This window comes from Bacillus sp. VA13, from assembly GCF_055710085.1.
In genome coordinates this window covers 1-20,604 of record NZ_JBVQPP010000007.1, presented here as the reverse complement: position 1 = coordinate 20,604, position 20,604 = coordinate 1, and the positions used below count along the sequence as shown (strand labels likewise).

32 protein-coding genes and 1 rRNA gene are annotated in these 20,604 nt (G+C 42.2%); 31 read left to right on the top strand and 2 right to left on the bottom strand.

Features of this window, described 5'->3' with window-relative positions; all coding sequences use genetic code 11:
* The first annotated feature begins 10 nt into the window (after positions 1-10).
* The 29 genes from rplN (at position 11) to salA (ending at position 18,061) form a co-directional block, all read left to right on the top strand.
* A complete protein-coding gene (gene rplN, locus AC0C66_RS20795) occupies positions 11-379 on the top strand; it encodes a 50S ribosomal protein L14 (RefSeq protein ID WP_003225805.1) in 369 nt (122 codons plus the stop codon).
* Positions 380-415: 36 nt separating this feature from the next.
* Entirely contained in the window at positions 416-727 is a 312-nt protein-coding gene (rplX, locus tag AC0C66_RS20790) for a 50S ribosomal protein L24 (protein ID WP_003156486.1), read from the top strand.
* Positions 728-753: 26 nt separating this feature from the next.
* Positions 754-1,293 carry a 50S ribosomal protein L5 gene (gene rplE, locus AC0C66_RS20785; RefSeq protein ID WP_003225809.1) on the top strand — a complete coding sequence of 180 codons (540 nt, stop codon included), beginning with the start codon at positions 754-756 and terminating at the stop codon, positions 1,291-1,293.
* Between the two features lie 22 nt (positions 1,294-1,315).
* Positions 1,316-1,501: a 30S ribosomal protein S14 gene (gene rpsN, locus AC0C66_RS20780; protein ID WP_003156488.1), complete on the top strand. Its 186-nt coding sequence runs from the start codon at positions 1,316-1,318 to the stop codon at positions 1,499-1,501.
* Between the two features lie 31 nt (positions 1,502-1,532).
* Positions 1,533-1,931: a 30S ribosomal protein S8 gene (gene rpsH, locus AC0C66_RS20775; RefSeq protein WP_003241998.1), complete on the top strand. Its 399-nt coding sequence runs from the start codon at positions 1,533-1,535 to the stop codon at positions 1,929-1,931.
* 29 nt (positions 1,932-1,960) lie between these two features.
* Positions 1,961-2,500 carry a 50S ribosomal protein L6 gene (rplF, locus tag AC0C66_RS20770; RefSeq protein ID WP_003225814.1) on the top strand — a complete coding sequence of 180 codons (540 nt, stop codon included), beginning with the start codon at positions 1,961-1,963 and terminating at the stop codon, positions 2,498-2,500.
* A gap of 32 nt (positions 2,501-2,532) precedes the next feature.
* Entirely contained in the window at positions 2,533-2,895 is a 363-nt protein-coding gene (gene rplR, locus AC0C66_RS20765) for a 50S ribosomal protein L18 (RefSeq protein ID WP_014112347.1), read from the top strand.
* A gap of 24 nt (positions 2,896-2,919) precedes the next feature.
* Positions 2,920-3,420 (top strand): 30S ribosomal protein S5, encoded by a 501-nt coding sequence (rpsE, locus tag AC0C66_RS20760; RefSeq protein ID WP_003156493.1) that lies wholly within the window; start codon positions 2,920-2,922, stop codon positions 3,418-3,420.
* A gap of 13 nt (positions 3,421-3,433) precedes the next feature.
* The gene (gene rpmD, locus AC0C66_RS20755; RefSeq protein WP_003156497.1) at positions 3,434-3,613 is read left to right on the top strand and encodes a 50S ribosomal protein L30; all 180 of its coding nucleotides are present in this window, start codon (positions 3,434-3,436) and stop codon (positions 3,611-3,613) included.
* A gap of 30 nt (positions 3,614-3,643) precedes the next feature.
* A complete protein-coding gene (gene rplO / locus AC0C66_RS20750) occupies positions 3,644-4,084 on the top strand; it encodes a 50S ribosomal protein L15 (RefSeq protein WP_003225819.1) in 441 nt (146 codons plus the stop codon).
* A gap of 1 nt (position 4,085) precedes the next feature.
* Positions 4,086-5,381, top strand: a complete 1,296-nt coding sequence (gene secY / locus AC0C66_RS20745; protein ID WP_014112348.1) for a preprotein translocase subunit SecY — start codon at positions 4,086-4,088, stop codon at positions 5,379-5,381.
* A gap of 54 nt (positions 5,382-5,435) precedes the next feature.
* Positions 5,436-6,089: an adenylate kinase gene (locus tag AC0C66_RS20740; protein ID WP_003225823.1), complete on the top strand. Its 654-nt coding sequence runs from the start codon at positions 5,436-5,438 to the stop codon at positions 6,087-6,089.
* Positions 6,086-6,832 (top strand): type I methionyl aminopeptidase, encoded by a 747-nt coding sequence (map, locus tag AC0C66_RS20735; protein WP_003225828.1) that lies wholly within the window; start codon positions 6,086-6,088, stop codon positions 6,830-6,832. Before AC0C66_RS20740 ends, map begins: the two co-directional genes overlap by 4 nt.
* Before the next feature lie 310 nt (positions 6,833-7,142).
* Positions 7,143-7,361 (top strand): translation initiation factor IF-1, encoded by a 219-nt coding sequence (gene infA, locus AC0C66_RS20730; protein ID WP_003156508.1) that lies wholly within the window; start codon positions 7,143-7,145, stop codon positions 7,359-7,361.
* Between the two features lie 33 nt (positions 7,362-7,394).
* Positions 7,395-7,508 carry a 50S ribosomal protein L36 gene (gene rpmJ, locus AC0C66_RS20725; RefSeq protein WP_003156543.1) on the top strand — a complete coding sequence of 38 codons (114 nt, stop codon included), beginning with the start codon at positions 7,395-7,397 and terminating at the stop codon, positions 7,506-7,508.
* A gap of 22 nt (positions 7,509-7,530) precedes the next feature.
* A complete protein-coding gene (rpsM, locus tag AC0C66_RS20720) occupies positions 7,531-7,896 on the top strand; it encodes a 30S ribosomal protein S13 (RefSeq protein WP_003235095.1) in 366 nt (121 codons plus the stop codon).
* 20 nt (positions 7,897-7,916) lie between these two features.
* Positions 7,917-8,312, top strand: coding sequence for a 30S ribosomal protein S11 (gene rpsK, locus AC0C66_RS20715; protein WP_009966385.1), 396 nt, complete (start codon positions 7,917-7,919; stop codon positions 8,310-8,312).
* A gap of 176 nt (positions 8,313-8,488) precedes the next feature.
* Positions 8,489-9,433, top strand: coding sequence for a DNA-directed RNA polymerase subunit alpha (locus AC0C66_RS20710; RefSeq protein WP_003225835.1), 945 nt, complete (start codon positions 8,489-8,491; stop codon positions 9,431-9,433).
* 77 nt (positions 9,434-9,510) lie between these two features.
* Positions 9,511-9,873, top strand: coding sequence for a 50S ribosomal protein L17 (gene rplQ, locus AC0C66_RS20705; protein ID WP_003225836.1), 363 nt, complete (start codon positions 9,511-9,513; stop codon positions 9,871-9,873).
* A gap of 129 nt (positions 9,874-10,002) precedes the next feature.
* Positions 10,003-10,848, top strand: coding sequence for an energy-coupling factor ABC transporter ATP-binding protein (locus AC0C66_RS20700; RefSeq protein ID WP_014112350.1), 846 nt, complete (start codon positions 10,003-10,005; stop codon positions 10,846-10,848).
* Positions 10,824-11,693, top strand: coding sequence for an energy-coupling factor ABC transporter ATP-binding protein (locus AC0C66_RS20695; RefSeq protein ID WP_072182896.1), 870 nt, complete (start codon positions 10,824-10,826; stop codon positions 11,691-11,693). The genes AC0C66_RS20700 and AC0C66_RS20695 overlap by 25 nt, the downstream gene beginning before the upstream one ends.
* The gene (locus tag AC0C66_RS20690) at positions 11,690-12,487 is read left to right on the top strand and encodes an energy-coupling factor transporter transmembrane component T family protein (protein WP_472973700.1); all 798 of its coding nucleotides are present in this window, start codon (positions 11,690-11,692) and stop codon (positions 12,485-12,487) included. The genes AC0C66_RS20695 and AC0C66_RS20690 overlap by 4 nt, the downstream gene beginning before the upstream one ends.
* A gap of 9 nt (positions 12,488-12,496) precedes the next feature.
* Positions 12,497-13,240: a tRNA pseudouridine(38-40) synthase TruA gene (gene truA / locus AC0C66_RS20685; RefSeq protein WP_061188096.1), complete on the top strand. Its 744-nt coding sequence runs from the start codon at positions 12,497-12,499 to the stop codon at positions 13,238-13,240.
* A 161-nt stretch (positions 13,241-13,401) separates the two neighbouring features.
* A complete protein-coding gene (gene rplM / locus AC0C66_RS20680) occupies positions 13,402-13,839 on the top strand; it encodes a 50S ribosomal protein L13 (protein ID WP_003241966.1) in 438 nt (145 codons plus the stop codon).
* Between the two features lie 20 nt (positions 13,840-13,859).
* Positions 13,860-14,252 carry a 30S ribosomal protein S9 gene (rpsI, locus tag AC0C66_RS20675; protein ID WP_004399691.1) on the top strand — a complete coding sequence of 131 codons (393 nt, stop codon included), beginning with the start codon at positions 13,860-13,862 and terminating at the stop codon, positions 14,250-14,252.
* A gap of 475 nt (positions 14,253-14,727) precedes the next feature.
* Positions 14,728-15,495 (top strand): class I SAM-dependent methyltransferase, encoded by a 768-nt coding sequence (locus AC0C66_RS20670; protein WP_014112354.1) that lies wholly within the window; start codon positions 14,728-14,730, stop codon positions 15,493-15,495.
* 195 nt (positions 15,496-15,690) lie between these two features.
* Positions 15,691-16,134 carry a YbaK family protein gene (locus AC0C66_RS20665; RefSeq protein WP_014112355.1) on the top strand — a complete coding sequence of 148 codons (444 nt, stop codon included), beginning with the start codon at positions 15,691-15,693 and terminating at the stop codon, positions 16,132-16,134.
* 59 nt (positions 16,135-16,193) lie between these two features.
* Positions 16,194-16,907: an N-acetylmuramoyl-L-alanine amidase CwlD gene (gene cwlD / locus AC0C66_RS20660; protein WP_472973699.1), complete on the top strand. Its 714-nt coding sequence runs from the start codon at positions 16,194-16,196 to the stop codon at positions 16,905-16,907.
* A 95-nt stretch (positions 16,908-17,002) separates the two neighbouring features.
* A complete protein-coding gene (gene salA, locus AC0C66_RS20655; protein WP_061188098.1) occupies positions 17,003-18,061 on the top strand; it encodes an iron-sulfur carrier protein/transcriptional regulator SalA in 1,059 nt (352 codons plus the stop codon).
* A 37-nt stretch (positions 18,062-18,098) separates the two neighbouring features.
* On the opposite strand, the gene gerD is transcribed toward salA, so the two are convergent.
* Positions 18,099-18,656 (bottom strand): spore germination lipoprotein GerD, encoded by a 558-nt coding sequence (gene gerD / locus AC0C66_RS20650; protein WP_014112358.1) that lies wholly within the window; start codon positions 18,654-18,656, stop codon positions 18,099-18,101.
* A 109-nt stretch (positions 18,657-18,765) separates the two neighbouring features.
* Here gerD and kbaA point away from each other — a divergent pair, with 109 nt between their 5' ends.
* Positions 18,766-19,362 (top strand): KinB-signaling pathway activation protein, encoded by a 597-nt coding sequence (gene kbaA, locus AC0C66_RS20645; RefSeq protein ID WP_003225859.1) that lies wholly within the window; start codon positions 18,766-18,768, stop codon positions 19,360-19,362.
* On the opposite strand, the gene pdaB is transcribed toward kbaA, so the two are convergent.
* A complete protein-coding gene (gene pdaB / locus AC0C66_RS20640) occupies positions 19,363-20,127 on the bottom strand; it encodes a polysaccharide deacetylase family sporulation protein PdaB (RefSeq protein WP_061188099.1) in 765 nt (254 codons plus the stop codon).
* A 353-nt stretch (positions 20,128-20,480) separates the two neighbouring features.
* Here pdaB and AC0C66_RS20635 point away from each other — a divergent pair.
* Positions 20,481-20,604: ribosomal RNA gene (locus tag AC0C66_RS20635) — 16S ribosomal RNA — on the top strand; the annotation flags it as partial.

Below are 20,604 nucleotides of genomic sequence, written 5' to 3'. Positions count from 1 at the left end.
GTAACAAATAATGATTCAACAAGAGACTCGTTTAAAAGTAGCTGACAACTCTGGCGCACGTGAAGTACTTACTATTAAAGTTCTTGGTGGTTCTGGACGTAAAACAGCTAATATTGGTGATGTAATTGTTTGCACGGTTAAACAAGCAACACCAGGAGGCGTTGTCAAAAAAGGTGAAGTCGTAAAAGCTGTTATCGTTCGCACTAAAAGCGGAGCGCGCAGAAGTGACGGTTCATACATCAGCTTCGATGAGAATGCATGTGTTATCATCCGTGACGACAAGAGCCCACGCGGAACTCGTATCTTCGGACCAGTTGCTCGTGAATTGCGTGAAAACAACTTTATGAAAATTGTTTCTCTAGCTCCAGAAGTTATCTAATGAAATAAATGCCTTAGTCAAGGAGGTGCGATCAGGATGCATGTTAAAAAAGGCGATAAAGTAATGGTTATCTCTGGTAAAGATAAAGGCAAACAAGGAACAATCCTTGCTGCTTTCCCTAAAAAGGACCGCGTTTTAGTTGAAGGTGTGAACATGGTGAAGAAACACTCTAAACCAACTCAAGCTAACCCTCAAGGCGGTATTTCTAATCAAGAGGCGCCAATTCATGTATCAAACGTTATGCCGCTCGATCCTAAAACAGGTGAAGTGACTCGCGTAGGATACAAAGTGGAAGATGGCAAAAAAGTTCGTGTTGCAAAAAAATCTGGGCAAGTTCTAGATAAATAGTATTAAAAGGAAGGGAGGTCTATCTCATGAACCGCCTTAAAGAAAAGTACAATAAAGAAATTGCACCTGCTTTAATGACAAAGTTCAACTATGATTCTGTCATGCAAGTGCCTAAAATCGAAAAAATCGTAATCAACATGGGTGTTGGTGACGCTGTTCAAAACGCGAAAGCAATCGACAGTGCTGTTGAAGAATTAACGTTTATCGCAGGTCAAAAACCTGTCGTTACTCGTGCGAAGAAATCAATTGCTGGATTCCGTCTTCGTGAGGGAATGCCTATCGGTGCGAAAGTAACTCTTCGCGGAGAGCGCATGTATGATTTCCTTGATAAACTTATTTCTGTATCTTTACCGCGTGTACGTGACTTCCGCGGGGTTTCTAAAAAATCTTTCGACGGTCGCGGTAACTACACACTTGGTATCAAAGAACAGTTAATCTTCCCTGAAATTGACTACGATAAAGTAACAAAGGTTCGCGGAATGGACATCGTTATCGTAACAACTGCTAATACTGACGAAGAAGCTCGTGAGCTATTAACTCAAGTAGGTATGCCGTTCCAGAAATAATCAATGAAAGGGAGGCGAAATCGTGGCTAAAAAGTCTATGATTGCGAAACAACAACGTACACCAAAGTTTAAAGTACAAGAGTACACACGCTGTGAACGCTGCGGACGTCCGCATTCAGTCATTCGTAAATTTAAACTTTGCCGTATTTGTTTCCGTGAGCTTGCATATAAAGGACAAATTCCTGGCGTGAAAAAAGCCAGCTGGTAATCCCCAAGAAAGGGAAGGAGGTAATTATATAATGGTTATGACAGATCCAATTGCAGATATGCTAACTCGTATTCGCAATGCAAACATGGTACGTCATGAGAAGCTTGAAATTCCTGCTTCTAAATTGAAAAGAGAAATTGCTGAAATTTTAAAGCGTGAAGGTTTCATTCGTGACGTTGAGTTCGTAGAAGACAGCAAACAAGGTATCATCCGCGTTTTCTTGAAATACGGACAAAACAACGAGCGCGTTATCACTGGTCTTAAAAGAATCAGCAAACCTGGTTTGCGTGTTTATGCTAAATCTAATGAAGTACCTCGCGTACTTAACGGTCTTGGAATCGCGATTATTTCTACATCACAAGGTGTTTTAACGGACAAAGAAGCCCGTGCAAAACAAGCTGGTGGAGAAGTTCTAGCATACGTTTGGTAAGAAGTTTAACATGAATGGAGGTGTTTGGTATGTCTCGTGTAGGTAAGAAGTTACTTGAGATTCCTTCTGATGTTACAGTAACGTTAAATGATGACAACACTGTAGCTGTGAAAGGACCAAAAGGAGAATTAACTCGTACGTTTCACCCTGATATGGAGATTAAAGTAGAGGACAATGTGCTTACAGTCACTCGTCCTTCTGATCAAAAAGAGCACCGTGCCTTGCATGGTACGACTCGCAGTCTGCTTGGCAACATGGTTGAAGGTGTATCTAAAGGATTTGAAAGAGGTTTGGAATTAGTCGGTGTCGGTTACCGTGCGTCTAAATCCGGAAATAAACTTGTTTTAAATGTTGGATACTCTCACCCTGTTGAGATCGTTCCTGAAGAAGGCATCGAAATCGAAGTCCCTTCTCAAACTAAAGTAGTTGTAAAAGGTACAGACAAAGAACGTGTAGGAGCTATTGCTGCTAACATCCGCGCTGTCCGTTCTCCAGAGCCTTACAAAGGTAAAGGAATCCGCTACGAAGGTGAAGTTGTTCGCCGCAAAGAAGGTAAATCTGCTAAGTAAGATCGCTTAAAGTGAAGAAAGGAGTGACCTAGATGATTACGAAAACTAGCAAAAATGCTGCTCGTCTTAAAAGACACGCTCGTGTTCGCGCTAAACTTTCCGGTACTGCTGAAAGACCGCGCCTGAACGTTTTCCGTTCTAACAAGCACATTTACGCTCAAATCATCGATGATGTAAATGGTGTTACACTTGCTAGTGCATCTACTCTCGATAAAGACTTGAACGTTGAAAGCACTGGAGATTCTTCTGCTGCTACTAAAGTTGGAGAATTAGTTGCAAAACGCGCTGCTGAAAAAGGCATTTCTGACGTAGTATTTGACCGTGGCGGATACTTATACCATGGACGTGTAAAAGCTTTGGCTGATGCCGCTCGTGAAGCTGGACTTAAATTTTAATAAAAGAAGGAGGGACACATGATTATGCGTCGTATTGACCCAAGCAAATTAGAGTTAGAAGAACGCTTAGTTACGGTTAACCGCGTAGCGAAAGTTGTTAAAGGTGGTCGTCGTTTCCGCTTCGCAGCTCTAGTCGTTGTCGGTGACAAAAACGGACACGTAGGATTCGGTACTGGTAAAGCACAAGAAGTACCAGAAGCGATCCGCAAAGCTGTTGAAGATGCGAAAAAGAATTTGATTGAAGTACCAATGGTTGGAACTACAATTCCACACGAAATCATCGGACGTTTCGGTGCAGGTAACATCTTGTTAAAACCTGCTTCTGAAGGTACTGGAGTTATCGCTGGAGGCCCTGTACGTGCGGTACTTGAGCTTGCTGGTGTAGCTGATATCCTTTCTAAGTCTTTAGGTTCTAACACACCGATCAACATGATTCGTGCAACACTTCAAGGCTTAAGTGAACTTAAGCGTGCTGAAGAGGTTGCGAAGCTTCGTGGAAAATCTGTAGAAGAACTGTTAGGATAAGGAGGGAATATTAATGGCTAAATTAGAAATTACCCTCAAACGAAGTGTAATCGGTCGCCCGGAAGATCAACGCGTTACTGTCAGAACACTTGGTTTAAAGAAAACAAACCAAACTGTTGTTCATGAAGACAACGCTGCGATCCGTGGTATGATTAATAAAGTATCTCATTTAGTTTCTGTTAAAGAACAATAAAAATAATTGATCGGATAAGGAGGTGTCCTAATGAAACTTCATGAATTAAAACCTTCAGAAGGTTCACGCAAAACGCGTAATCGCGTAGGTCGTGGTATTGGTTCTGGCAACGGTAAAACAGCTGGTAAAGGTCACAAAGGTCAAAACGCTCGTTCTGGCGGCGGTGTACGCCCTGGATTCGAGGGGGGACAAATGCCTTTATTCCAACGTCTTCCTAAACGCGGTTTCACTAACATTAACCGCAAGGAATACGCTGTAGTCAACCTAGACAAATTGAACGGTTTTGCAGAAGGAACGGAAGTCACTCCTGAACTTCTTCTTGAGACTGGTGTTATTAGCAAACTTAATGCAGGAGTAAAGATTCTTGGCAACGGTAAATTAGAGAAAAAATTAACTGTAAAAGCCAATAAATTCTCTGCTTCTGCGAAAGAAGCTGTTGAAGCTGCTGGCGGTACAGCTGAGGTGATCTAACTTGTTTAAAACAATCTCCAACTTTATGCGTGTGAGTGATATCAGGAATAAAATCATATTCACTTTACTCATGCTTATCGTCTTTCGCATAGGTGCGTTTATTCCTGTGCCTTATGTTAACGCTGAAGTGTTACAGGCACAGTCTCAAATGGGTGTTTTTGATCTCCTTAATACATTTGGCGGCGGTGCGCTTTACCAATTTTCCATTTTCGCAATGGGAATTACTCCTTATATCACAGCTTCGATCATCATTCAGCTGCTTCAGATGGATGTTGTGCCGAAGTTTACCGAGTGGTCTAAGCAAGGTGAAGTTGGCCGCCGTAAATTAGCTCAGTTCACAAGGTACTTTACGATTGTGCTTGGTTTCATCCAGGCGTTAGGTATGTCTTACGGATTCAACAATCTGGCAAACGGTATGCTAATCGAAAAATCCGGTATATCGACATATCTTATCATTGCTTTAGTACTCACTGGCGGAACTGCCTTTTTAATGTGGCTTGGAGAACAAATTACGTCTCATGGAGTAGGCAACGGAATATCGATCATTATCTTCGCGGGGATTGTGGCTAGTATTCCAAAAACAATTGGACAAATATATGAGACTCAATTTGTCGGCAGCAACGATCAGCTGTTTATTCATATTGTGAAAGTCGGTCTTCTTGTGATTGCGATTTTAGCAGTTATTGTTGGAGTTATTTTCATTCAGCAAGCCGTACGGAAAATTGCGATTCAATATGCTAAAGGCACAGGTCGTTCACCTGCTGGCGGAGGTCAGTCTACACACCTTCCATTGAAAGTGAACCCTGCAGGGGTTATTCCGGTAATCTTTGCGGTTGCGTTTTTGATAACGCCGCGGACGATCGCGTCATTCTTTGGAACAAACGATGTGACAAAGTGGATTCAAAACTACTTTGATAATACGCATCCGGTGGGTATGGCGATATATGTTGCGTTGATTATTGCCTTTACGTACTTTTATGCTTTTGTACAGGTCAATCCTGAACAAATGGCTGATAACCTTAAAAAACAGGGTGGCTATATCCCGGGGGTTCGTCCAGGGAAAATGACTCAAGATAGAATTACGAGCATTTTGTATCGACTTACGTTTGTGGGTTCTATATTCTTAGCCGTGATTTCCATTCTTCCTATCTTTTTCATTCAATTCGCTGGATTGCCTCAAAGTGCACAAATTGGCGGAACATCTTTGTTAATTGTTGTCGGGGTAGCCTTGGAGACAATGAAACAACTAGAAAGCCAGTTGGTGAAACGAAACTACCGTGGATTTATGAAAAACTAGAGGAAATGGATTTATCCATTCCCTCTTAATAAAGAGAGGACGGGGGAAATCCGAATGAACTTAGTCTTAATGGGGCTTCCTGGTGCCGGTAAGGGCACACAGGGCGAACGAATTGTTGAGGATTATGGGATTCCTCATATCTCAACAGGAGATATGTTCCGTGCTGCTATGAAAGAAGAAACACCACTCGGACTCGAAGCAAAATCTTATATTGATAAGGGAGAGCTCGTTCCTGATGAAGTCACAATCGGAATTGTAAAAGAGAGACTTGGCAAAGACGATTGTGAAAGAGGTTTTCTTCTGGACGGATTTCCGCGAACAGTCGCTCAAGCCGAAGCTCTTGAAGAAATTCTTGAGGAATACGGCAAGCCGATTGATTATGTCATTAACATTGAAGTCGACAAAGATGTTCTGATGGAACGTCTGACTGGACGCAGAATTTGCAGTGTTTGCGGCACAACCTATCATTTAGTCTTTAATCCGCCGAAAACGCCGGGTGTTTGTGATAAAGACGGAGGCGAACTCTATCAACGGGCAGATGATAATGAGGAAACCGTCTCTAAACGGCTTGAGGTAAACATGAAGCAAACTCAGCCTTTACTCGATTTCTATTCTGAGAAAGGTTATCTTGCAAACGTGAATGGCCAACAGGACATTCAAGACGTTTATGCAGATGTGAAGGATCTTCTTGGAGGATTAAAAAAATGATTATCTGTAAAACCCCACGTGAACTTGGTATCATGCGGGAAGCAGGGCGAATCGTGGCTTTAACTCATGAAGAGTTAAAAAAGCACATTAAACCAGGAATCTCGACAAAAGAATTGGATCAAATTGCCGAACGTTTTATTAAGAAGCAGGGTGCAATCCCATCTTTTAAGGGGTATAATGGGTTTCGCGGGAGCATTTGCGTATCAGTTAATGAAGAACTCGTTCACGGCATTCCTGGCAGCAGGGTGCTGAAGGATGGTGACATCATCAGTATTGATATCGGTGCTAAATTAAATGGTTATCATGGTGACTCTGCATGGACATATCCGGTAGGAAACATCAGCGATGATGACAAAAAACTTCTGGAAGTGACAGAGGAGTCTTTATATAAAGGCTTGCAGGAAGCAAAACCAGGTGAACGTTTGTCGAATATTTCCCACGCAATACAAACGTATGTCGAAAATGAGCAGTTTTCAGTTGTTAGGGAGTATGTCGGACATGGTGTTGGTCAAGACTTGCATGAGGACCCGCAAATTCCTCATTACGGTCCGCCCAACAAAGGACCACGGCTCAAACCTGGCATGGTTCTCGCTATTGAACCTATGGTGAACGCTGGCAGCCGCTACGTGAAAACATTGGCTGATAACTGGACGGTTGTAACGGTAGATGGGAAAAAGTGTGCTCATTTTGAACATACGATTGCGATTACGGAAACGGGTTTTGATATACTGACGAGAGTCTAGGTGATGAAATAATTCCGAAGACAGATGTTTTTCCGGCTTGATAGGGCAGAAAGTTTGGATGAACATTGGCAGGACCGAATTCATCTTGTCGTTGTCATTGGGGTTGTTGACCATCATCAATGTACTAACAGCAGACGGAGAAAAGCGTACATTACATTCTCCTAAGAAAAAGAATATCAATCATTTAACCCTTTATGATTGCGTATCTCCGGAAGTTCAGAACAGTATAAACGAAACAGGGCGTGTGACAAACTTCTTTTGAAATTTGTCAGAAAGCAAGTTACTGATTTGAAGAAGGGAGAACACTTGAATGGCGAAAGACGATGTAATTGAAGTGGAAGGTACTATAGTCGAAACACTGCCAAACGCGATGTTCAAAGTTGAACTTGAAAATGGCCACACTGTTTTGGCTCATGTATCTGGTAAAATCCGCATGCACTTCATTCGCATTTTACCTGGAGACAAAGTTACGGTAGAATTATCTCCATATGACTTAACTCGTGGCAGGATTACGTACCGTTACAAATAAAGCACTCCGGAAACTGAAGGAGGTTGGAAACACATGAAAGTGAGACCATCAGTTAAACCAATCTGCGAAAAATGTAAAGTTATTCGCAGAAAAGGAAAAGTAATGGTGATCTGTGAAAATCCAAAGCATAAACAAAAACAAGGATAATTTATAAGGAGGTGCCCAGAGAATGGCTCGTATTGCTGGTGTAGATATCCCACGTGACAAACGTGTTGTTATTTCTTTAACATACATCTTCGGAATTGGCCGCACAACGGCTCAGCAAGTTTTAAAAGAAGCTGGAGTTTCAGAAGATACTCGTGTGCGCGATCTTACTGAAGAAGAACTTGGTAAAATCCGTGATATTATTGACAAACTGAAAGTAGAAGGTGACCTTCGACGTGAAGTTTCTCTTAATATCAAACGTCTGATTGAAATCGGAAGCTACCGCGGAATCCGTCATCGCAGAGGATTACCTGTTCGCGGACAAAACTCTAAAAACAATGCGCGTACTCGTAAAGGTCCGCGTCGTACTGTAGCTAACAAGAAAAAATAAGTAAGGGAGGTTCTTAAACAATGGCTGCTGCTCGTAAATCTAACACGCGTAAACGTCGCGTGAAAAAGAATATTGAGTCTGGAATTGCTCATATTCGTTCAACTTTCAATAACACGATCGTTACGATCACTGACACTCATGGTAATGCTATTTCTTGGTCAAGTGCCGGAGCTTTAGGATTCAGAGGTTCTCGTAAATCTACTCCTTTTGCTGCGCAAATGGCTGCAGAAACAGCTGCTAAAGGTTCAATCGAACATGGTCTTAAAACTCTTGAGGTTACTGTTAAAGGCCCTGGTTCAGGTCGTGAAGCTGCAATCCGTGCGCTTCAAGCTGCTGGACTAGAAGTCACTGCTATCAGAGACGTAACTCCTGTTCCTCATAACGGATGCCGTCCACCAAAACGTCGCCGCGTGTAATTTGTTTGTATAGATTTTGTGTCCCTGTCAATAATGGGTTATGATACAGTTATTTATGAAACGAATGCACCGACTCGTTGCCTGAGCACATACGGGACTAAACAATGGGGAATTTCGGATGGAATCTCATATGATTCTATTCGAGGTTTCGACGTTTTGAAGGAGGGTTTTAAGTAATGATCGAGATTGAAAAACCAAAAATCGAAACGGTTGAAATCAGCGACGATGCCAAATTTGGTAAGTTTGTCGTAGAGCCACTTGAGCGTGGATATGGTACAACTCTGGGTAACTCCTTACGTCGTATCCTCTTATCCTCACTCCCTGGTGCCGCTGTAACATCAATCCAGATAGATGGTGTACTGCACGAATTCTCGACAATTGAAGGCGTTGTGGAAGATGTTACAACGATTATCTTACACATTAAAAAGCTTGCATTGAAAATCTACTCTGATGAAGAGAAGACGCTAGAAATTGATGTACAGGGTGAAGGAACTGTAACGGCAGCTGATATTACACACGATAGTGATGTAGAGATCTTAAATCCTGATCTTCATATCGCGACTCTTGGTGAGAATGCGAGTTTCCGAGTTCGCCTTACTGCTCAAAGAGGACGTGGGTATACGCCTGCTGACGCAAACAAGAGAGACGATCAGCCAATCGGCGTGATTCCGATCGATTCTATCTATACGCCAGTTTCTCGTGTATCTTATCAGGTAGAGAACACTCGTGTAGGCCAAGTTGCAAACTATGATAAACTTACACTTGATGTTTGGACTGATGGAAGCACTGGACCGAAAGAAGCCATTGCGCTTGGTTCAAAGATTTTAACTGAACACCTTAATATATTCGTTGGTTTAACTGACGAAGCTCAGCATGCTGAAATCATGGTTGAAAAAGAAGAAGATCAAAAAGAGAAAGTTCTTGAAATGACAATTGAAGAATTGGATCTTTCTGTTCGCTCTTACAACTGCTTAAAGCGTGCGGGTATTAACACGGTTCAAGAGCTTGCGAACAAGACGGAAGAAGATATGATGAAAGTTCGTAATCTAGGACGCAAATCACTTGAAGAAGTGAAAGCGAAACTAGAAGAACTTGGACTCGGACTTCGCAAAGACGATTGACTAGTTTCCCTTGTGAACTAGGATTTTCGTGTGTTTATTATTCAGAAACAGCATTTCAATAAAGGAGGGGACATCACATGTCATACAGAAAACTAGGACGTACGAGTGCACAGCGTAAAGCTATGCTTCGTGATCTTACAACTGATTTGATCATCAACGAAAGAATCGAAACAACTGAAACACGTGCGAAAGAACTTCGCTCTGTAGTTGAAAAAATGATCACGCTTGGCAAACGCGGTGATCTTCACGCTCGCCGTCAAGCTGCTGCATACATCCGCAACGAGGTTGCTAACGAAGAAAATAACCAAGATGCACTTCAAAAATTATTCTCTGACATTGCAACTCGTTACGAGGAGCGCCAAGGTGGATACACACGTATTATGAAGCTTGGTCCTCGCCGTGGTGACGGAGCACCAATGGCAATTATCGAATTGGTTTAATCACATATTTTTGTGTATCTAAAGAAGGGCGGGACAGTTTCTAACTGGATCTATGCCCTTTTTTTAGATACTGCAACTTTTTATATAGAGAGAAAAGCAGAGCATTAGCTGAGAGGAGGCCGGTTTTCCATGAATCAAAATCAGTTGATATCGGTAGAGGATATCGTTTTTCGATATCGGAAAGACGCAGAAAGACGAGCACTAGACGGCGTCTCCCTGCAGGTGTATGAGGGTGAATGGCTTGCAATTGTAGGTCATAACGGTTCAGGGAAATCAACACTGGCCCGGGCATTGAATGGTTTAATCCTTCCTGAATCAGGCGACATCGAGGTTGCCGGGATTCAATTGACAGAGGAATCGGTTTGGGAAGTGCGTAAAAAGATAGGTATGGTCTTTCAAAATCCGGATAACCAATTTGTCGGAACGACTGTTCGCGATGATGTGGCTTTTGGTTTAGAAAACAATGGTGTACCGCGGGAAGAAATGATTGAGAGAGTAGACTGGGCAGTAAAACAGGTGAACATGCAAGATTTTCTCGATCAAGAGCCGCACCATCTCTCCGGAGGCCAAAAGCAGAGAGTTGCGATTGCGGGTGTTATTGCCGCACGTCCTGATATTATTATCTTAGATGAAGCAACATCCATGCTTGACCCGATTGGGCGAGAAGAAGTGCTTGAAACGGTAAGACATTTAAAGGAGCAAGGCATGGCGACTGTCATTTCCATCACACATGATCTGAATGAGGCAGCAAAAGCAGACAGGATCATTGTGATGAATGGCGGTAAGAAATATGCCGAAGGGCTGCCTGAAGAGATTTTTAAATTGAATAAAGAACTTGTTCGAATTGGGCTTGATTTACCCTTCTCATTCCAGCTTAGCCAGCTTTTAAGAGAAAATGGACTGGCTTTGGAAGAAAATCATTTGACTCAGGAAGGGCTGGTGAAAGAGCTATGGACATTACAATCAAAGATGTAGAACATCGTTATCAGATGAAGACGCCGTTTGAGCGCCTTGCACTGTATGATATCAATGCATCGATTAAAGAAGGCAGCTACGTAGCCGTTATTGGGCATACAGGCTCTGGCAAGTCCACTCTTCTTCAGCACCTGAATGGTCTTCTGAAGCCGACGAAGGGACAGATATCACTAGGCAGCACAGTCATTCAGGCAGGGAAAAAGAATAAAGAGCTGAAAACCCTTCGTAAAAAAGTCGGAATCGTTTTCCAATTTCCTGAGCATCAATTATTCGAAGAGACAGTTCTCAAAGATATTTCATTCGGACCGATGAACTTTGGTGTGAAAAAAGAAGATGCTGAACAAAAAGCGAGAGAGATGCTGAAGCTTGTAGGTTTATCAGAAGAGCTTTTGGACAGGTCGCCTTTTGAATTAAGCGGGGGGCAAATGCGCAGAGTTGCAATTGCCGGCGTACTTGCAATGGACCCTGAAGTGCTTGTTCTTGATGAACCGACTGCAGGATTGGACCCAAGAGGGCGAAAAGAGATTATGGACATGTTTTATGAGCTTCATCAACGGGGAAACCTGACGACGATCCTTGTGACACACAGCATGGAGGATGCGGCTGCATACGCTGATGAAATGATCGTTATGCATAAAGGAACGATACAAGCATCAGGCAGTCCGCGTGATTTGTTTTTAAAAGGTGAAGAGATGGCTGGATGGGGGCTGGATCTTCCGGAAACGATAAAATTTCAAAGACAGCTGGAAGCTGCACTTGGCGTCAGATTTAAAGAGCCTATGCTCACAATTGAAGATGCCGCTGCTGAAATCCGTGCTCTTTTTCAGGGGGAGAAGACCTTATGATGGACAGCATGATTATCGGCAAGTATGTACCAGGCTCTTCACTTGTACATCGGCTTGATCCCAGAACAAAACTCATTACGATCTTTTTATTTGTCTGCATCGTATTTCTAGCCAATAATGTACAGACATATGCGCTTCTTGGATTTTTTACTGTAGGCGTCGTTTCTTTAACAAGAGTTCCTTTCTCTTTTTTAATGAAAGGGCTAAAGCCAATCATCTGGATTGTCCTCTTTACGTTCCTTCTTCACATTTTAATGACACATGAAGGACCGGTTATTTTTCAATTAGGTGTTTTCAAAGTCTATGAGGGCGGTTTGGTCCAAGGGATATTCATTTCTCTTAGATTCGTCTATTTGATTTTAATTACAACCTTATTAACGCTGACGACAACACCGATTGAGATTACCGATGGAATGGAGCAGCTGCTGAATCCATTGAAAAAAATAAAGCTTCCTGTTCACGAGCTTGCTCTTATGATGTCAATTTCTTTGCGGTTTATTCCGACCTTGATGGAGGAGACAGATAAGATCATGAAGGCTCAGATGGCGCGAGGCGTTGATTTTACAAGCGGACCTGTCAAAGACAGAGTGAAGGCTATTGTCCCGCTTCTTGTCCCTCTCTTCGTCAGTGCATTCAAACGCGCCGAAGAGCTTGCTGTGGCAATGGAAGCCAGGGGATATCAAGGCGGAGAGGGACGTACGAAATACAGAAAGCTTGTATGGACAGGAAAAGACACTTCTGTCATTGTGAGCTTGATGATTTTGGCTGCTTTGTTATTTTTCTTAAGGACATAGAGGTGCTGTATGAGACTGAAATGCACGATTTCTTATGACGGACATTTGTTTAATGGATATCAGGTACAGCCGGGAAAAAGAACGGTTCAGAATGAACTTGAGAAGGCTTTGGCTGTCCTGCATAAGTCGAAAGACAGAATTCCGGTCGTTTCGTCAGGAAGAACAGATAGCGGGGTTCACGCAGCCGGACAGGTGATTCATTTTGACACTCCGCTGTCTATCCCGGCGGAGAGATGGCCGTATGCTTTAAATGCACTGCTTCCGGACGATATCGCAGTCAAACAGGCAGAAATTGCGGATGATGGGTTCCATGCACGATTTAGCGCAGTCAAAAAAGAATATCGCTATTTTGTATACACGGAGAAACACCCGGACGTATTTAAACGGCATTACGCTTACCATTTTTCATATCACCTTAATGTGCAGAACATGAGAGAAGCGGCAAAGCATCTTATAGGGACACATGATTTTACGAGCTTTTGCGCGGTTAAAACAGAAGTGCAGGACAAGGTAAGAACGATTTACGAACTTGATTGGACTGAGACGGATGACGGCCTGCAAATGCGGATCACAGGCAGCGGTTTCTTATATAATATGGTCAGAATTATTGCGGGTACTTTGCTTGATGCAGGTATTGGAAAAATTTCTCCCGATGATGTGAAATCCATGCTGGCAGCGAAGGATCGCGAAGCGGCAGGGCGTACAGCACCGGGGCATGGGCTATATTTATGGAACGTTTACTATGACAACTAAACCAGGTGTATAATATTTTCTTGACAGAGTCTGCATAAAGTTATAAGATATCATATGGTATGTATTTCAACCCCACGATAAGCCCCGGAACTTATTGTGTTGTGAAATAGAACGTAATCGAAGTTTATTGAAAATGACAGATCATTTAGGAGGGAAATTCAATGCGTACAACACCTATGGCTAACGCAAGTACTATTGAACGCAAGTGGTTAGTTGTTGATGCTGCTGGCAAGACTTTAGGTCGTCTTTCTTCAGAAGTTGCAGCTATCCTTCGCGGAAAACACAAACCAACTTACACACCACACGTTGATACTGGAGATCATGTGATCATCATCAACGCTGAAAAAATCGAGTTAACTGGTAAAAAGTTAACTGACAAAATCTACTACCGTCACACTCAACATCCAGGCGGATTAAAATCAAGAACTGCTCTTGAAATGCGTACAAACTACCCTGAGAAAATGCTTGAGCTTGCTATCAAAGGCATGCTTCCAAAAGGTTCTCTAGGTCGTCAAATGTTCAAAAAATTGAACGTATACCGTGGTTCTGAGCATCCACACGAAGCACAAAAACCTGAAGTTTACGAACTTCGCGGTTAATTAAAAAGGAGGTTACCAATTTGGCACAGGTTCAATATTACGGTACTGGCCGTCGTAAAAGCTCTGTAGCGCGTGTGCGTTTAGTTCCAGGAGAAGGTCGTATCGTCGTTAATAATCGTGAAATCAGCGAACACATCCCATCTGCAGCTCTAATCGAAGATATCAAACAACCATTAACTTTGACTGAAACAGCTGGTACTTATGATGTTTTAGTAAACGTACATGGAGGCGGCTTATCTGGTCAAGCTGGAGCAATCCGTCACGGTATCGCTCGTGCTTTGCTTGAAGCAGATCCAGAATACCGTACAACTCTTAAACGTGCAGGTCTTCTGACTCGTGACGCTCGTATGAAAGAACGTAAAAAATACGGTCTTAAAGGCGCTCGTCGTGCACCTCAGTTCTCAAAACGTTAATTTTACGTTTTCAAAGCTCTCGACCTTGTGTTGGGAGCTTTTTTATTTTAATAAAATGCTCATACCTCCGCATACAGTAAGATAACTAAATGAACGCTTGACGGACTAAGCAAAATGCTTGCTTATAAACGGTCTCACTGTAATAATCATGATAGCTTTCATGTCATTACTACGTTTGGAATCTGGTCAAAGTTCTTAATGGTTATGTCGTCAGTCCAGCTCATTCTAACCACTGGTCTCAACCTGTTAAATCTCCCTGCTGATTCTTCAACTGTATCATAGCCCGGAGGAACACTAGCTCTTTGCTAATGACACCATTTGACGAAATAAGTGTAAATCTGATGACGTAAATCACATATCTCCTTTGTGATTTTTTTGCGTTTTTATGAACTTTTTTCTAAATATACAAAGGGAAAGCGATAACAATCTAGAAATATTTGTTATACTCTATACATTAAAGTAAGGAGAACGATTCATGAATGCGTTAGTAGACCATAATAGCAAAGCCTGGGATCAAAAAGTAGAAACAGGCAATGAATGGACTGTTGCTGTTGAGCAGCATGTCATCGAACAAGCGAAAACAGGCAATTGGGATATAAGGGTAACACCAATGAAAGATGTACCGAGGGATTGGTTTCCCCCTGTCAACGGGCTGAAAGTACTCTGTTTAGCATCAGGTGGCGGCCAGCAAGGCCCGATTTTGGCAGCTGCAGGAGCGGATGTCACTGTATTAGATAACTCGGAAAAACAGCTGGATCAGGATAGAATGGTTGCTGAGCGCGATGATCTCAAGATACATACTGTCAAAGGAAGCATGGACGACCTCAGTCAATTTAAGGATGAATCATTTGATGTCATTGTACATCCTGTTGCCAATGTTTTTGTTGAGAACGTCCTCCCAGTCTGGAAGGAAGCGCACCGTGTGCTGAAAAGAAACGGTGTTCTAATCTCAGGCTTTGTAAATCCAGTCGTATTTCTGTTTGATGTAGAATTAGAACAGCAAGGGATTTTAAAAGTAAAACACTCCATTCCATATGCCGACTCAGAAGATCTTCCAAAGCATAAAGTGAAAAAACTGATTGAAAAAAATGAGGCTCTGGAATTCGGCCATTCCTTAGAAGACCAAATCAAGGGCCAGATTGATGCCGGTTTTATCGTCACTGGATTTTACGAAGATAAAGGCGGGTTTGTATTGGACCAATATATTCATACATATTCTGCAACAAGAAGCGTGAAAGTATGAAAAGCAGCGACCTATTAAAGGGGCTGTTTTTTTAATAATCACTAACAGAACATTTGTTCCGACCTCGTGGAAAGCTGCTACATCCTCTTCTTTTTATCGATTCGGCACCTTCATTTGGGCGAATTTCCAATCGAATTCGGGCATTGTTTCACTATCCAATCCTCAAAATAACCGGTAAAAGGAGAGTGAATTTGTATGGCAGAAGTACTGTCTTTTATGGATGTGAAACGCCAAAAGGATTTTGAATTAGAAAAGAACTTGCTCAAAGAACTCTCTCTGAGACAAATTATCCAGTCTGTTAAGGACTGTTTGGAACCATTATTTCCATTTTTTCATGATGAAAGAGATATTATTACCGAAGGCTGTATTGATTTTGCGATAGAAGCTTATTTGTTAGGCGGGCGTTTTGGGATATTCGGCTATTACGGAGAATCCATGCAGAGCATCAGTGCCCGCTCTGCAAGAGAAGAAGAAGAGCTTCGTATGGAGTTTTTTGATTATCTCTATAATTGGACACACGAGCAATACACAACATTTGATAAAAATACGGTTTATGAAGCAGCACGCAAGTTCATTAAAGACTGGTGGACAGAGGGGTTTGTCCAAAGAGAAAAACAGTGTAAGCTTCGCATGCGTTAATCATATTTCCCGGCCCTGTCCCATAGTTATGTAGTAACGGACAAGCGGGAGGGGAAGGGATGAGGAAAAAGCTTAAATGGCTTGTTTTTTTGCTAGGCTTTATCGTATTACTATTTCTATTCAAGTATCAGTTCAGCAATAACGATTCTTGGAAGCCATGGAGTCTGCCCTTGAGCGGGAAAATTATTTATCTGGATCCAGGTCATGGCGGGCCTGACGGCGGAGCAGTCGGCGGAAAGCTGTTAGAGAAGGATGTAACCCTGGAAGTGGCCTTTAGAGTCAGGGATTACCTTCAGGAACAAGGAGCGCTTGTCATCATGACCAGAGAAAGTGATACCGATCTCGCTCCAGAAGGAACGAAGGGCTACAGCAGACGAAAAGCAGAAGACTTAAGGCAGCGAGTTAAATTAATAAACCATTCAGAGGCTGAACTCTATATCAGCATTCATCTCAATGCGATTCCGTCGCAAAAATGGAGCGGAGCCCAAAGCTTTTATTTCGGAAAATATGCGGAAAATGAGAAAGTCGCGAAATACATTCAGGATGAGTTGAGAAGAAACTTGGAAAACACAACCCGGAAAGCAAAGCGGATTCATGGTATCTACTTAATGCAAAACGTCACCAAACCGGGGGCGCTTGTAGAAGTTGGATTTCTATCCAATCCAAATGAAGCAAGGCTGCTCGGGAAGTCGAAATATCAGGACAAGGTGGCATCTTCCATATATAAAGGCATTTTGAGATATTTCACAGAAAAAGGAGACCCTCCGGAGTAAAGGAGGGTTTTCTTATGGTTCTAAGCATAAGACACCCGCCATTTATGTATGATATAATAATGCTTGTAAACGAATACACAAAAGGGTGAGGTTCGATGATAAGAGAAGATGAAGTAAGAAAACTAGTCGGTGAAATGCGCGAACCTTTTCTTCAAAGACCTCTGGGAGAATTGGATGCCGTTAAGGAAATTAAAATAAAGCCTGAAAAACAGCATGTCAGTGTAAAAGTCGCTCTTGCCAAAACCGGAACTGCAGAACAAATGCAGATTCAGCAAGAGATCGTAAACGTCTTAAAAGGGGCAGGCGCTGAGACGGTCGGCCTTCGATTTGAAGAGCTGCCTGAAGAAACGGTTGCAAAATTCCGGGCGCCGTCAGCTGAGAAAAAAACATTGTTAAATATGGATAACCCACCAGTCTTTCTTGCTGTAGCAAGCGGAAAAGGCGGCGTAGGCAAATCAACTGTGTCAGTAAACCTTGCTATTTCTCTGGCTCGTCTTGGGAAAAAGGTCGGTTTAATTGATGCGGATATTTATGGCTTCAGTGTGCCGGATATGATGGGTATCACTGTGCGTCCTACTGTTGAAGGAGAGAAACTGCTTCCTGTTGAACGCTTTGGGGTAAAGGTGATGTCAATGGGCTTCTTCGTAGAAGAAAATGCTCCGGTCGTATGGAGGGGGCCAATGCTTGGCAAAATGCTAAACAACTTTTTCCACGAAGTAGAGTGGGGAGAAGTAGACTATATCGTTCTTGATCTTCCGCCTGGGACGGGGGACGTTGCTCTCGATGTACATACTATGCTTCCGAGCTGTAAAGAAATCATAGTATCGACACCGCATCCAACAGCTGCTTTTGTCGCAGCGAGAGCGGGTTCTATGGCAATTAAAACCGATCATGAGGTCGTTGGTGTCATAGAAAACATGGCTTATTATGAAAGTGCAAAGACAGGGGAAAGAGAATATGTCTTTGGAAAAGGCGGGGGAGATAAACTAGCTGAGGAACTAAACGTGCCTTTGCTCGGCAGAATCCCGTTGAAACAGCCTGATTGGGATCAGGACCAATTTGCGCCGTCTGTTTATGATGAAAATCATCCTATTGGAGAAATTTATCAGGACATTGCAAAAAAAATAGTTGCAAAAATGTCAGTGCAAGTATAAAAAAGGTGAACCGGGATTCTAGATCCCGGCTTTCCCTTTATTCACTTTCTTTGGCAGTGTCTTTTGCTGCTTTTTTTAGCTCATCTTCGAACTGTTTTTTGTAAAGCGGACTAGAAAGTGTTTCGTTAATAACCTCTTCTAAATAACTGCGGAATTCTTGGCTTTTTGCCAGTTCGCTGTACTTTTTATTCATGCCCGGATCCTGCATAACGCCCATCAGCATCTTCTGGTAATCCGGATCCTTCATCAGTTTTTTAATCACTTTTTCATGCTCTGTCTGAAGAGTTTTGGCAAAGCCTTGAGCAAAATCAGTGTCTTCAAAAATGTTTTTCCAGAATTCTTCACCTTTTTTAGAGGTAAGTGTTTTTTCTATTGTTCCTTTAATCGCATCTTGGTCAATCACCAGCGCTTCATTCATCGCATCATCGTTTAATAATTCCTTAATTGCTTTCTTTCCATCATCAGTTTTTAATATATCAACAACCATTTTTTTGGTCTGATCATAGTCCATATCCGCTGCTTGGTCTTTTGGAGCGCAAGCTGTTACAGATAATAACAAAAAACAGCTCATCAATAGCATTTTGGCTTTTGACATGCTTAAGCTCCTTTCACATACTTGTCTTACTTTTAATATGATTCATCTGTTTGGAATTATACATAACAAAATATCGCGGTTTGCGATTTTTGAGGGGATGAATAAAGAAATGAAAAGCCGTGGTTTGGTTCGTTTTTTCTTTTCTATTTTAGCTGTCGGAGCGGTTATCACGAGTATTGTGGGTTTTGCTTTAAAATGGGGAGAATATAGGGGACTGTTTCTTGCTTTTGAAGCGGGACAGATTTTCTCTGTTTTATTTTGGTTTATCGGTGTAGGCATGATTTTCAGTGTGATCAGCCAAATGGGTTTTTTCGTGTTTTTAACAGTTCACCGGTTTGCGCTTGAGATATTAAGGTCCTCGTCTTTGTGGAATTTGCTTCAGCTGTTTTTCATCCTGTTTGTTGCTTTTGATTTAATGTACGTGCGTTTTTTATTTTTTGGAGAGAGCGGAGAGTCGCTGGCTGGCTATGCGTGGTTACCGGTGTTTTTATTGATATTTGGAGTGATTACAGCTTATATAAAGCAAAAGCAGTCCTCTAAGAAAACGTTTGTGTCATCGTTGTTTTTAATGGTTGTGATTACCGCATTAGAATGGTTCCCTGCGCTAAGAGTAAATGATGAGGACTGGCTTTATTTAATGCTTTTCCCGTTAATGGCGTGTAATGCTTTCCAATTGCTGATGCTGCCGAAGTTTGCAGCAAAGTAATTACTTTACCTCTGCGGATTTGGCATCTGAATTTGCGATGAGATCACCTACGGTTACATTTTTTAATCCTTTTTCTTTAAGATGTTGGATGATATCGGGCAACGCTTCTTCTGTTTGTTTTGCCGAGTCGGAGGCGTGTAAAAGAATAATGTCTCCTCCGGAAACTTGCTTGCTCACATTATCGATGATTTTATCAACCCCGGGATTTGTCCAATCTTGAGAGTTCACACTGTAATGAACAACTGTATAATTGTATTGCTTTGCGACCGTTAGAACATTCTTATTGAATTGTCCGGTAGGGGGTCTTAATAGCTGTATGTTTTTGATCCCTAACTTTTCAAAGGCAGTTTGTGCACGGTTAATGTCTTTTTTTATTTCGCTGCTTTCTAAATTGGCATAGTTTTTATAGGCGTACCCCATGCTCCCAATTTGATGGCCATCCTTCACTATACGTGCCACTGTGTCAGGGTGGCGTTCGGCCCAAGAAGCGGAAAGGAAAAATGTCGCATTTTTAATCCCGTTCGCTTTCAAGGTGTCAAGAATGGGTTCTGCTTTCTCATCCCCCCAGCTGATATCAAACGTAAGTGCGATGTCTTTTGAATCTGTTTCTCCTTTATAAATGGCTTTAGGTCCGGTGTCAGTTGAAAAGACGGGAAGCGGGACAGCTCTTTGAATGTAAAAAAAGCTGGCTGCTGCAAATGCGGCGATAAGTATAATAATAAATTGTTTCACTCGTTTAATGTGCCACACATAGAAGTGATTCACTGATGAGTCCTCCTTATCTTGTTCATCATTCTTGTTTTTACATTTTATGAGCATGGCCAATTGAATATAACCGATAAAATGTCGCTTTACATTCAGCTTAAATTAGGTATTGACCTATTGATAATATCCGTGATATATTATTATTCGTCGCTGATAAACAGCCGACGTCAACTAAAAGCTTCATTAAATAGTTTGAAAAAAGTTGTTGACTTAAAAGAAGCTAAATGTTATAGTAATAAAGCTGCTTCGTTAAGCGGGAGTAATGATCTTTGAAAACTAAACAAGACAAAACGTACCTGTTAATTCATGTTTTATAAAATCGCACAGCGATGTGCGTAGTCAGTCAAACTACTTTATCGGAGAGTTTGATCCTGGCTCAGGACGAACGCTGGCGGCGTGCCTAATACATGCAAGTCGAGCGGACAGATGGGAGCTTGCTCCCTGATGTTAGCGGCGGACGGGTGAGTAACACGTGGG

What these genes read in the sequence shown, in the direction of transcription:
- rplN (WP_003225805.1), top strand. Translation starts at nt 11, where the DNA reads ATGATTCAACAAGAGACTCGTTTAAAAGTAGCTGACAACTCTGGCGCA.
- rplX (WP_003156486.1), top strand. Translation starts at nt 416, where the DNA reads ATGCATGTTAAAAAAGGCGATAAAGTAATGGTTATCTCTGGTAAAGAT.
- rplE (WP_003225809.1), top strand. Translation starts at nt 754, where the DNA reads ATGAACCGCCTTAAAGAAAAGTACAATAAAGAAATTGCACCTGCTTTA.
- rpsH (WP_003241998.1), top strand. Translation starts at nt 1,533, where the DNA reads ATGGTTATGACAGATCCAATTGCAGATATGCTAACTCGTATTCGCAAT.
- rplF (WP_003225814.1), top strand. Translation starts at nt 1,961, where the DNA reads ATGTCTCGTGTAGGTAAGAAGTTACTTGAGATTCCTTCTGATGTTACA.
- rplR (WP_014112347.1), top strand. Translation starts at nt 2,533, where the DNA reads ATGATTACGAAAACTAGCAAAAATGCTGCTCGTCTTAAAAGACACGCT.
- rpsE (WP_003156493.1), top strand. Translation starts at nt 2,920, where the DNA reads ATGCGTCGTATTGACCCAAGCAAATTAGAGTTAGAAGAACGCTTAGTT.
- rpmD (WP_003156497.1), top strand. Translation starts at nt 3,434, where the DNA reads ATGGCTAAATTAGAAATTACCCTCAAACGAAGTGTAATCGGTCGCCCG.
- rplO (WP_003225819.1), top strand. Translation starts at nt 3,644, where the DNA reads ATGAAACTTCATGAATTAAAACCTTCAGAAGGTTCACGCAAAACGCGT.
- AC0C66_RS20740 (WP_003225823.1), top strand. Translation starts at nt 5,436, where the DNA reads ATGAACTTAGTCTTAATGGGGCTTCCTGGTGCCGGTAAGGGCACACAG.
- map (WP_003225828.1), top strand. Translation starts at nt 6,086, where the DNA reads ATGATTATCTGTAAAACCCCACGTGAACTTGGTATCATGCGGGAAGCA.
- infA (WP_003156508.1), top strand. Translation starts at nt 7,143, where the DNA reads ATGGCGAAAGACGATGTAATTGAAGTGGAAGGTACTATAGTCGAAACA.
- rpmJ (WP_003156543.1), top strand. Translation starts at nt 7,395, where the DNA reads ATGAAAGTGAGACCATCAGTTAAACCAATCTGCGAAAAATGTAAAGTT.
- rpsM (WP_003235095.1), top strand. Translation starts at nt 7,531, where the DNA reads ATGGCTCGTATTGCTGGTGTAGATATCCCACGTGACAAACGTGTTGTT.
- rpsK (WP_009966385.1), top strand. Translation starts at nt 7,917, where the DNA reads ATGGCTGCTGCTCGTAAATCTAACACGCGTAAACGTCGCGTGAAAAAG.
- AC0C66_RS20710 (WP_003225835.1), top strand. Translation starts at nt 8,489, where the DNA reads ATGATCGAGATTGAAAAACCAAAAATCGAAACGGTTGAAATCAGCGAC.
- rplQ (WP_003225836.1), top strand. Translation starts at nt 9,511, where the DNA reads ATGTCATACAGAAAACTAGGACGTACGAGTGCACAGCGTAAAGCTATG.
- AC0C66_RS20700 (WP_014112350.1), top strand. Translation starts at nt 10,003, where the DNA reads ATGAATCAAAATCAGTTGATATCGGTAGAGGATATCGTTTTTCGATAT.
- AC0C66_RS20695 (WP_072182896.1), top strand. Translation starts at nt 10,824, where the DNA reads ATGGACATTACAATCAAAGATGTAGAACATCGTTATCAGATGAAGACG.
- AC0C66_RS20690 (WP_472973700.1), top strand. Translation starts at nt 11,690, where the DNA reads ATGATGGACAGCATGATTATCGGCAAGTATGTACCAGGCTCTTCACTT.
- truA (WP_061188096.1), top strand. Translation starts at nt 12,497, where the DNA reads ATGAGACTGAAATGCACGATTTCTTATGACGGACATTTGTTTAATGGA.
- rplM (WP_003241966.1), top strand. Translation starts at nt 13,402, where the DNA reads ATGCGTACAACACCTATGGCTAACGCAAGTACTATTGAACGCAAGTGG.
- AC0C66_RS20670 (WP_014112354.1), top strand. Translation starts at nt 14,728, where the DNA reads ATGAATGCGTTAGTAGACCATAATAGCAAAGCCTGGGATCAAAAAGTA.
- AC0C66_RS20665 (WP_014112355.1), top strand. Translation starts at nt 15,691, where the DNA reads ATGGCAGAAGTACTGTCTTTTATGGATGTGAAACGCCAAAAGGATTTT.
- cwlD (WP_472973699.1), top strand. Translation starts at nt 16,194, where the DNA reads ATGAGGAAAAAGCTTAAATGGCTTGTTTTTTTGCTAGGCTTTATCGTA.
- salA (WP_061188098.1), top strand. Translation starts at nt 17,003, where the DNA reads ATGATAAGAGAAGATGAAGTAAGAAAACTAGTCGGTGAAATGCGCGAA.
- gerD (WP_014112358.1), bottom strand. Translation starts at nt 18,656, where the DNA reads ATGTCAAAAGCCAAAATGCTATTGATGAGCTGTTTTTTGTTATTATCT.
- kbaA (WP_003225859.1), top strand. Translation starts at nt 18,766, where the DNA reads ATGAAAAGCCGTGGTTTGGTTCGTTTTTTCTTTTCTATTTTAGCTGTC.